Genomic DNA, 9657 nt, shown 5'->3' with positions numbered 1-9657 from the left:
ACGCCGCATCCGGCAACCGTGCGGCGATGCCTGATGTGCTTCGCTTATCAGGCTTACAAAGGCTACACACATTTTTCAGGAGCTAATAATGGATCATCTACCGATGCCGAAATTCGGGCCGCTGGCCGGATTACGGGTTGTCTTCTCCGGTATCGAAATCGCCGGGCCGTTCGCCGGACAAATGTTCGCAGAATGGGGCGCAGAAGTTATCTGGATCGAAAACGTCGCCTGGGCCGACACCATCCGCGTTCAACCAAATTACCCGCAGCTTTCCCGCCGCAATTTGCACGCGCTGTCGTTAAATATCTTCAAAGATGAAGGCCGCGAAGCGTTTCTGAAATTAATGGAAACCACCGATATCTTCATCGAAGCCAGTAAAGGCCCGGCCTTTGCTCGCCGTGGCATTACTGATGAAGTGCTATGGCAGCACAACCCGAAACTGGTTATCGCTCACCTGTCCGGTTTTGGTCAGTATGGCACCGAGGAGTACACCAATCTTCCAGCCTATAACACCATTGCACAGGCCTTCAGTGGCTACCTGATTCAGAACGGCGATGTTGACCAGCCAATGCCTGCTTTCCCGTACACCGCTGACTACTTCTCCGGCCTGACCGCCACCACCGCGGCGCTGGCAGCACTGCATAAAGTGCGCGAAACCGGCAAAGGCGAAAGCATCGACATCACCATGTATGAAGTGATGCTGCGCATGGGTCAGTACTTCATGATGGACTACTTCAACGGCGGCGAAATGTGCCCGCGCATGACCAAAGGGAAAGATCCCTACTACGCCGGTTGCGGTCTGTACAAATGTGCCGATGGCTACATCGTGATGGAACTGGTGGGCATTACCCAGATTGCAGAGTGCTTTAAAGATATTGGCCTCGAGCATCTGCTCGGTACGCCGGAAATTCCGCAAGGCACTCAGCTTATCCACCGTATCGAATGCCCTTACGGCCCTCTGGTAGAAGAGAAACTCGATGCCTGGCTGGCGGCACACACGATAGCAGAAGTAAAAGAACGCTTTGCCGAACTGAATATCGCCTGCGCCAAAGTGCTGACCGTGCCGGAGCTGGAAAGCAATCCACAGTACGTTGCCCGCGAATCAATCACCCAGTGGCAAACGATGGATGGCCGTACCTGCAAAGGGCCGAACGTTATGCCGAAATTCAAAAATAACCCAGGCCAAATCTGGCGCGGAATGCCGTCGCACGGCATGGACACCGCTGCCATTTTGAAAACCATCGGCTACAGCGAAAACGACATTCAGGAGTTGGTCAGCAAAGGTCTGGCCAAAGTTGAGGACTAAACGCGTGGTGCTAGTTGGCTTGCCTGACTAGCACCCGCCCAATAACAAACGAACAAAATGGATAGAGGTGCAATGGATATCATTGGCGGACAACATCTACGTCAAATGTGGGACGATCTGGCGGACGTTTACGGTCATAAAACGGCGCTAATTTGTGAATCCAGCGGCGGGAACGTCAACCGGTATAGTTATCTTGAGTTAAATCAAGAAATTAACCGCACGGCAAACCTGTTTTATACGCTGGGAATTCGCAAAGGCGACAAGGTCGCGCTGCATCTCGACAACTGCCCGGAATTTATCTTTTGCTGGTTCGGGTTGGCAAAAATTGGCGCGATTATGGTGCCGATTAATGCCCGACTGCTGCGTGAAGAGAGCGCGTGGATCCTGCAAAACAGCCAGGCGTGTCTGTTGGTGACCAGTGCACAATTTTATCCTATGTATCGGCAGATTCAGCAGGAAGATGCCACGCAACTACGGCATATTTGCCTGACCGATGTGGCGCTTCCCGCTGGTGATGGTGCCAGTTCGTTTGCACAACTGAAAACTCAGCAACCTGCAACCTTGTGCTACGCACCGCCGTTATCGACCGACGATACGGCGGAAATTCTTTTTACCTCCGGTACAACCTCCCGCCCGAAAGGGGTGGTAATTACCCATTACAATCTGCGCTTCGCCGGATATTACTCCGCCTGGCAATGTGCAGTGCGTGACGATGATGTCTACCTGACGGTGATGCCTGCGTTTCATATCGATTGCCAGTGTACTGCGGCGATGGCGGCATTTTCGGCGGGTGCGACCTTTGTGCTGGTGGAAAAATACAGCGCCCGCGCCTTCTGGGGGCAAGTACAAAAGTATCGCGCCACCGTCACCGAATGTATTCCGATGATGATCCGCACCCTGATGGTACAACCACCTTCTGCGAACGATAGGCAACACTGCCTGCGGGAAGTGATGTTTTACCTCAACCTGTCAGAGCAGGAAAAAGACGCGTTTTGTGAACGCTTCGGCGTCCGCTTGCTGACGTCTTACGGGATGACAGAAACCATTGTCGGCATTATCGGCGATCGCCCCGGCGATAAGCGTCGCTGGCCGTCGATTGGTCGTGCAGGATTTTGCTACGAAGCGGAGATCCGCGACGATCACAATCGCCCACTCCCCGCAGGGGAGATTGGCGAAATCTGCATTAAAGGCGAACCAGGGAAAACCATCTTCAAAGAATATTTTCTCAATCCGCAGGCCACCGCCAGAGTCCTGGAAGCCGATGGCTGGTTGCATACCGGCGATACGGGATACCGCGACGAAGAGGGCTTTTTTTACTTCGTCGATCGTCGCTGCAATATGATCAAACGCGGTGGCGAGAATGTCTCTTGTGTAGAGCTGGAAAATATTATCTCCGCGCATCCAAAAATTCAGGACATTGTGGTCGTTGGTATTAAAGATTCTATTCGTGATGAAGCCATCAAAGCGTTTGTAGTGCTGAATGAAGGCGAAACATTGAGCGAAGAAGAATTTTTCTTCTTCTGTGAGCAGAATATGGCGAAATTTAAAGTGCCATCTTATCTGGAAATCAGAAAAGATCTGCCGCGTAACTGTTCGGGGAAAATAATCAGAAAGAATCTTAAATAAATGAAACCGCGGGAATTATCTCGCCAGCTAATAATCACACCATAAAATAATATGCATTTTTTGCAGGGCATTGTCGTCCCTGAAAAAGCAAAAATGGAGAAAAGGAATGAGTGAATCATTACATCTGACCCGCAATGGATCAATTCTGGAAATTACCCTTGACCGTCCAAAAGCTAATGCAATTGATGCTAAAACCAGCTTTGAAATGGGCGAAGCATTTCTTAATTTCCGTGACGATCCGCAATTACGCGTCGCCATTATTACCGGTGCCGGAGAAAAATTCTTTTCCGCTGGCTGGGATTTAAAAGCGGCAGCAGAAGGCGAAGCACCAGATGCTGACTTTGGCCCAGGCGGTTTTGCCGGATTAACTGAAATTTTCAATCTCGATAAACCGGTCATCGCAGCCGTGAACGGCTACGCCTTTGGCGGTGGCTTTGAACTGGCGCTGGCAGCAGATTTTATTGTTTGTGCCAATAACGCCAGTTTTGCCCTACCGGAAGCTAAACTGGGCATCGTTCCGGACAGCGGCGGCGTGCTGCGTCTGCCGAAGATCCTGCCGCCTGCTATCGTCAATGAAATGGTGATGACTGGCAGACGGATGGGCGCAGAAGAGGCGCTGCGTTGGGGGATTGTCAACCGCGTGGTTAGCCAGGCGGAGCTAATGGATAACGCCCGCGAACTGGCACAGCAACTGGTTAATAGCGCCCCGCTGGCGATTGCGGCGCTAAAAGAGATCTACCGCACCACCAGCGAAATGCCGGTCGAAGAGGCGTATCGTTTTATTCGCAGCGGCGTGTTGCAACATTACCCTGCAGTGCTGCATTCGGAAGATGCCATTGAAGGGCCACTGGCGTTTGCTGAGAAGCGCGATCCAGTGTGGAAAGGGCGTTAACAACCGTGAGCTATTACGCCTTTGAAGGGTTAATTCCAGTGGTTCACCCGACGGCGTTTGTTCATCCCTGTGCAGTATTGATTGGCGATGTAATTGTGGGAGCCGGCGTTTACATCGGCCCCCTCTCCTCGCTACGCGGTGATTACGGACGGCTGATTGTACAAGCAGGAGCCAATATTCAGGATGGCTGCATCATGCACGGCTACTGCGACACTGACACCATTGTGGGGGAAAACGGTCATATCGGTCATGGTGCTATCCTGCATGGCTGTATGATTGGCCGTGATGCCCTGGTCGGGATGAACAGCGTGATTATGGATGGCGCGGTCATTGGCGAAGAAAGCATTGTTGCCGCCATGAGTTTTGTCAAAGCGGGCTTTAGCGGCGAGAAACGTCAGTTGTTGATGGGCACGCCAGCCCGTGCGGTGCGCAGCGTCAGCGATGAAGAGTTGCACTGGAAGCGGTTGAATACCAAAGAATATCAGGATTTGGTCGGGCGCTGCCATGCATCGTTACGAGAAACACAGCCGCTGAGGCAAATGGAGGAAAATCGCCCCCGTTTACAGGGGACGACGAATGTGACGCCAAAGCGGTAACATCGTCGGACGTGGCGTAAATGCCTTATCCGACCTGGCCGGAGAGCCCCCGTAGGCCAGATAAGATGCACCAGCATCGCATCCGGCAACCAGGTCTCGCGATATCCACAAGATTAAATTAACGACGCATACTCTTTGATAACATCATCTGCCACTTCTGCTCGCGGTTAAGCTCCGTGAGCGGAACGGTCGGAATACGCGGCGTCTTTCTTACGCCGACTAATTTTTCCCGGCTATTATTCCGCAGACGCGCATAAATTTGTGCATCAATCTCAACCACTTTTACTAACCGCTGACACTGACATCCCCGCCCTTCCAGCTTATTAGGGATCATCTTAACTTCGCAGCTTATTTCTGCGACCTCCGACAGAATATAAGTCAGGGTATTAATCGCCTTGCTGTGTTCAATATCGAAATGAATAGAGATCTCTCTTGCCGTCACCCACCGGTTTTCAACCATCATCCATTCGGCAATTAACAAATAGAGTGGTTTTTCAACATATCCTTCACACATACAAACTCCAGTTTCACAAATTAAAAATCTGGCTATGACTCGTTTTAAGCAATTAAACAAGGCCATATTAAAATTGTAGTTATATCGATAATATGCAACTTCACTGTTGATAAGTGTGAGCTAAATCCTGCTTACATCATCAAAAATATAGATTTCAGGAAAGATTTTCCTTATTGGTAAAAAAAAACGGTTCTCATCAGAGAACCGTATTAGATATTTGATCAAAATGGCGGATAAAACATATCCGCCATGACACTCCATTATTTGATCTGCGCGTGCATTTCTTGTACCGAAATCACTTTTTCGGTCGCATCGGCATTCAGCGCCATTGCGGTAGCGAAACCGCCATTCAGGGTGGTGTCGTAATGCACTTTATATTGCAGCGCACTGCGACGAATCACGCGGGAGTCTTCAATCGCGCGACGGCCTGAAGTGGTGTTGATGATATAGGTATATTCGCCATTCTTAATACGATCCTGAATGTGCGGACGACCTTCATGCACCTTGTTAACCAGACGCGGGTTGATGCCCGCTTCACCCAGCACAATCGCTGTACCGTGGGTTGCATCCAGCTCGAAGCCCTGCTTCAGCAGTTTTGCTGCCAGGTCCACTACACGCTCTTTGTCGCCTTCGCGCACGGAGAGCAGCGCACGGCCCTGTTTCTTCATCGTGGAGTTGCTGCCCAACTGTGCTTTAGCAAACGCTTCAGCGAAGGTGCGACCAACACCCATCACTTCCCCGGTAGAGCGCATTTCTGGCCCTAACAGCGGGTCAACGCCCGGGAATTTGTTGAACGGCAGTACCACTTCTTTCACCGAGTAGTACGGCGGGATAACTTCTTTAGTCACGCCCTGCTCAGCCAGCGATTTACCTGCCATCACGCGTGCCGCCACTTTCGCCAACGGAACACCGGTGGCTTTGGAGACGAACGGAACGGTACGCGCCGCACGCGGGTTAACTTCAATCAGGTAGACTTCGTTGTTTTTCACTGCAAACTGCACGTTCATCAGGCCGCGCACCTGCAATTCGAAGGCCAGTTTCTGCACCTGCTGGCGCATTACATCCTGAATTTCCTGACTTAACGTGTATGCAGGCAGAGAACACGCTGAGTCACCGGAGTGCACACCAGCCTGCTCAATATGTTCCATAATGCCGCCAATCAGCACCATTTCGCCGTCGCAGATAGCGTCCACATCGACTTCTACCGCATCATCGAGGAAGTGATCCAGCAGCACGGGGGCATCGTTGGACACGCTCACCGCGGTCTGGAAGTAACGACGCAGGTCGGCTTCGTCGTAGACGATCTCCATCGCCCGACCGCCAAGAACATAAGACGGACGCACCACCAGCGGGTAACCAATCTCTTTCGCCTTCTCAACTGCCATCTCAATAGCAGTAACGGTGGCGTTCGCCGGTTGCTTCAGTTTCAGACGGTCAACCGCGTGCTGGAAGCGTTCACGGTCTTCCGCGCGGTCGATGGCATCCGGACTGGTGCCAATAACCGGTACACCAGCGGCTTCCAGCGCGCGCGCCAGTTTCAGCGGGGTCTGACCGCCGTACTGGACGATAACGCCTTTCGGTTTCTCGATGCGCACAATTTCCAGCACATCTTCCAGGGTTACCGGCTCAAAATAGAGACGGTCGGAAGTGTCGTAGTCGGTGGAGACGGTTTCCGGGTTACAGTTAACCATAATGGTCTCAAAACCGTCTTCGCGTAGCGCCAGCGAGGCGTGTACGCAGCAGTAGTCAAACTCGATACCCTGGCCGATACGGTTCGGGCCGCCGCCGAGCACCATGATTTTGTCACGCGTGGACGGATTCGCTTCGCACTCATCTTCATAGGTGGAGTACATGTACGCAGTGTCAGTCGCAAATTCTGCGGCACAGGTATCAACGCGTTTGTAGACCGGGTGCAGGTTGTACTGGTCGCGCAGTTTGCGGATTTCCGCTTCGCGCACACCTGCCAGTTTAGCCAGACGCGCATCGGCAAAACCTTTGCGTTTCAACTGGCGCAGGAAGTCAGCGTTCAGGCCAGTGATACCCACTTCTGCCACTTTCTCTTCCAGACGCACCAGCTCTTCAATTTGTACCAGGAACCAGCGGTCAATGTTGGTCAGGTTAAAGACGCCGTCTACAGACAGGCCCGCACGGAAGGCATCTGCGATGTACCAGATACGCTCTGCGCCTGCATCTTTCAGTTCACGGCGGATTTTAGTCAGGGCTTCCGGATCATCGAGGCTCACTTTCGGATCGAAACCGGTCGCGCCCACTTCCAGGCCGCGCAGGGCTTTTTGCAGCGATTCCTGCTGCGTGCGACCAATCGCCATCACTTCACCAACCGATTTCATCTGGGTGGTCAAACGGTCGTTAGCCCCGGCAAATTTCTCGAAGTTAAAGCGAGGAATTTTGGTGACCACGTAGTCAATGGACGGCTCGAAAGAGGCCGGAGTACGACCGCCGGTGATGTCGTTCATCAGTTCGTCGAGGGTGTAACCGACTGCCAGTTTCGCCGCCACTTTGGCAATCGGGAAGCCAGTGGCTTTCGACGCCAGCGCCGAAGAGCGGGATACACGCGGGTTCATTTCGATAACAATCAGACGACCGTTTTTCGGGTTAACCGCAAACTGGACGTTGGAACCGCCCGTTTCAACACCGATTTCACGCAGTACCGCCATCGAGGCGTTACGCATGATTTGATATTCTTTGTCGGTCAGCGTCTGGGCTGGCGCTACGGTAATGGAGTCACCGGTGTGGATGCCCATCGCATCGAAGTTTTCGATAGAGCAGACGATGATGCAGTTGTCGTTTTTATCACGCACCACTTCCATCTCGTACTCTTTCCAGCCAATCAGCGACTCGTCAATCAGCAGCTCTTTGGTTGGGGAGAGATCCAGACCGCGAGCGCAAATTTCTTCAAACTCTTCGCGGTTATAAGCGATACCGCCACCACTACCGCCCATAGTGAAGCTGGGGCGAATGATGCACGGGAAGCCCACGTCAGCAGCAACCGCCAGTGCTTCTTCCATTGAGTGCGCGATACCGGAACGCGCGGTTTCCAGACCGATTTTCTTCATCGCCACGTCGAAACGGCGACGGTCTTCTGCTTTATCAATCGCGTCGGCGGTGGCACCAATCATGGTTACGCCGAACTCTTCCAGTACGCCCTGGCGCTCCAGTTCCAGTGCACAGTTCAGCGCTGTCTGGCCGCCCATCGTTGGCAGAACTGCATCCGGGCGCTCTTTTTCGATAATTTTGCGTACTACTTCCCAGTGAATCGGCTCAATGTAGGTCGCATCGGCCATTTCCGGATCGGTCATAATGGTCGCCGGGTTGGAGTTCACCAGAATGACGCGGTAACCCTCTTCACGCAGGGCTTTACATGCTTGCGCGCCAGAGTAGTCAAACTCACACGCCTGGCCGATAACAATCGGGCCAGCACCCAGAATCAGGATACTTTTTATATCTGTACGTTTTGGCATGGCTCTTTTACTCCTGATTACTTAGCGGTTTTACGGTACTGCTCAATTAACTCGATAAAGTGGTCGAACAACATAGCTGCGTCGTGCGGCCCCGGGCTGGCTTCAGGGTGCCCCTGGAAGCTGAATGCCGGTTTATCGGTGCGATGAATGCCCTGTAACGTACCGTCGAACAGGGATTTATGCGTCACGCGCAGATTTGCAGGTAATGTTGCTTCGTCCACCGCAAAACCGTGGTTCTGGGCGGTAATCATCACCACATTTTTCTCAATATCTTTAACCGGATGGTTGCCGCCATGATGACCAAATTTCATTTTGACCGTCTTCGCGCCACTGGCCAGCGCCAGCAACTGATGACCGAGGCAGATGCCAAATACCGGGATGTCAGTTTCGAGGAATTTCTGGATGGCGGTAATAGCGTAATCGCATGGAGCCGGGTCGCCAGGACCGTTCGAGAGGAAGATGCCGTCCGGATTCATTTTCAGCACGTCTTCAGCAGACGTTTGCGCCGGAACGATAGTCAGGCGGCAGCCTCTGTCCACCAGCATCCGCAGGATGTTGCGCTTAGCACCGAAATCGTAGGCCACCACATGGAACGGCAGCTCGTCTTCTTTTTTCGCTTCCGGCAGGCCGCCAGCCAGCGTCCAGCTCCCTTGTGTCCAGCTATAGGCTTCAGCGGTAGTCACTTCTTTTGCCAGATCCATGCCGTTCAGCCCAGGGAACGCGCGGGCTTTTTCTAACGCCAGCGCCGCATCCGGGTTATCGCCCGCGATGATGCAACCATTCTGTGCGCCTTTCTCACGCAGTAAACGCGTCAGCTTACGGGTATCGATATCGGCAATCGCCACAATGTTATGGCGTTTCAGGTAAGAAGAGAGGTCTTCGGTATTACGAAAGTTGCTGGCAATCAGCGGCAGGTCGCGAATCACCAGACCTTGTGCATGTACCTGGGAGGATTCTTCATCGGCGTCATTAGTGCCGACATTACCAATATGGGGATAAGTAAGAGTAACGATTTGGCGAGAATAGGAAGGATCAGTGAGGATTTCTTGATAACCGGTCATTGAAGTATTGAAAACGACTTCCCCAACCGCCGAACCTGTTGCCCCTATGGCCCGACCGTGAAACTGGGTTCCGTCTTCCAGAACCAATAGCGCTGACTTAATCAAAACACCCTCCAGAGAATATTCACTCACTTTATTTGCATATTAATTCACAATGATGACATGAATCAATGCAAATCTGCT

At 52.4% G+C, this 9657-nt stretch carries 7 protein-coding genes; 4 read left to right on the top strand and 3 right to left on the bottom strand.

All coding sequences use genetic code 11. The annotated features are described in order from the left end of the window. The first annotated feature begins 88 nt into the window (after positions 1-88). The 4 genes from caiB (at position 89) to caiE (ending at position 4420) form a co-directional block, all read left to right on the top strand. Positions 89-1306 carry an L-carnitine CoA-transferase gene (gene caiB / locus A31E_RS00850; RefSeq protein ID WP_016249598.1) on the top strand — a complete coding sequence of 406 codons (1218 nt, stop codon included), beginning with the start codon at positions 89-91 and terminating at the stop codon, positions 1304-1306. Between the two features lie 72 nt (positions 1307-1378). After that, the gene (gene caiC, locus A31E_RS00855) at positions 1379-2932 is read left to right on the top strand and encodes a crotonobetaine/carnitine-CoA ligase (protein ID WP_001517723.1); all 1554 of its coding nucleotides are present in this window, start codon (positions 1379-1381) and stop codon (positions 2930-2932) included. A 106-nt stretch (positions 2933-3038) separates the two neighbouring features. Further along, positions 3039-3824: a crotonobetainyl-CoA hydratase gene (caiD, locus tag A31E_RS00860; RefSeq protein ID WP_016249597.1), complete on the top strand. Its 786-nt coding sequence runs from the start codon at positions 3039-3041 to the stop codon at positions 3822-3824. Between the two features lie 5 nt (positions 3825-3829). Continuing rightward, the gene (gene caiE / locus A31E_RS00865; RefSeq protein WP_016249596.1) at positions 3830-4420 is read left to right on the top strand and encodes a carnitine operon protein CaiE; all 591 of its coding nucleotides are present in this window, start codon (positions 3830-3832) and stop codon (positions 4418-4420) included. Between the two features lie 118 nt (positions 4421-4538). Here caiE and caiF read toward each other — a convergent pair whose 3' ends face one another. The 3 genes from caiF to carA all read right to left on the bottom strand — a co-directional run bounded on the left by caiF (position 4539) and on the right by carA (position 9579). After that, positions 4539-4934, bottom strand: coding sequence for a carnitine metabolism transcriptional regulator CaiF (gene caiF, locus A31E_RS00870; RefSeq protein WP_000333133.1), 396 nt, complete (start codon positions 4932-4934; stop codon positions 4539-4541). Positions 4935-5194: 260 nt separating this feature from the next. Then, positions 5195-8413 (bottom strand): carbamoyl-phosphate synthase large subunit, encoded by a 3219-nt coding sequence (gene carB, locus A31E_RS00875; RefSeq protein WP_001126327.1) that lies wholly within the window; start codon positions 8411-8413, stop codon positions 5195-5197. Between the two features lie 17 nt (positions 8414-8430). After that, entirely contained in the window at positions 8431-9579 is a 1149-nt protein-coding gene (gene carA / locus A31E_RS00880; RefSeq protein WP_001517722.1) for a glutamine-hydrolyzing carbamoyl-phosphate synthase small subunit, read from the bottom strand. Positions 9580-9657: the final 78 nt, after the last annotated feature.

The sequence above is a fragment of the Escherichia sp. KTE159 genome (genome assembly GCF_000408805.1).
GTDB lineage: Bacteria > Pseudomonadota > Gammaproteobacteria > Enterobacterales > Enterobacteriaceae > Escherichia > Escherichia marmotae.
Note: the sequence above shows the minus strand (reverse complement) of the source record. Positions and strands in the feature narration are given on the sequence as shown.

Excerpts from the sequence above, each read along its gene's own strand:
- caiC (WP_001517723.1), top strand. The coding sequence starts at position 1,379 with ATGGATATCATTGGCGGACAACATCTACGTCAAATGTGGGACGATCTG.
- caiD (WP_016249597.1), top strand. The coding sequence starts at position 3,039 with ATGAGTGAATCATTACATCTGACCCGCAATGGATCAATTCTGGAAATT.
- caiF (WP_000333133.1), bottom strand. The coding sequence starts at position 4,934 with ATGTGTGAAGGATATGTTGAAAAACCACTCTATTTGTTAATTGCCGAA.
- caiB (WP_016249598.1), top strand. The coding sequence starts at position 89 with ATGGATCATCTACCGATGCCGAAATTCGGGCCGCTGGCCGGATTACGG.
- carB (WP_001126327.1), bottom strand. The coding sequence starts at position 8,413 with ATGCCAAAACGTACAGATATAAAAAGTATCCTGATTCTGGGTGCTGGC.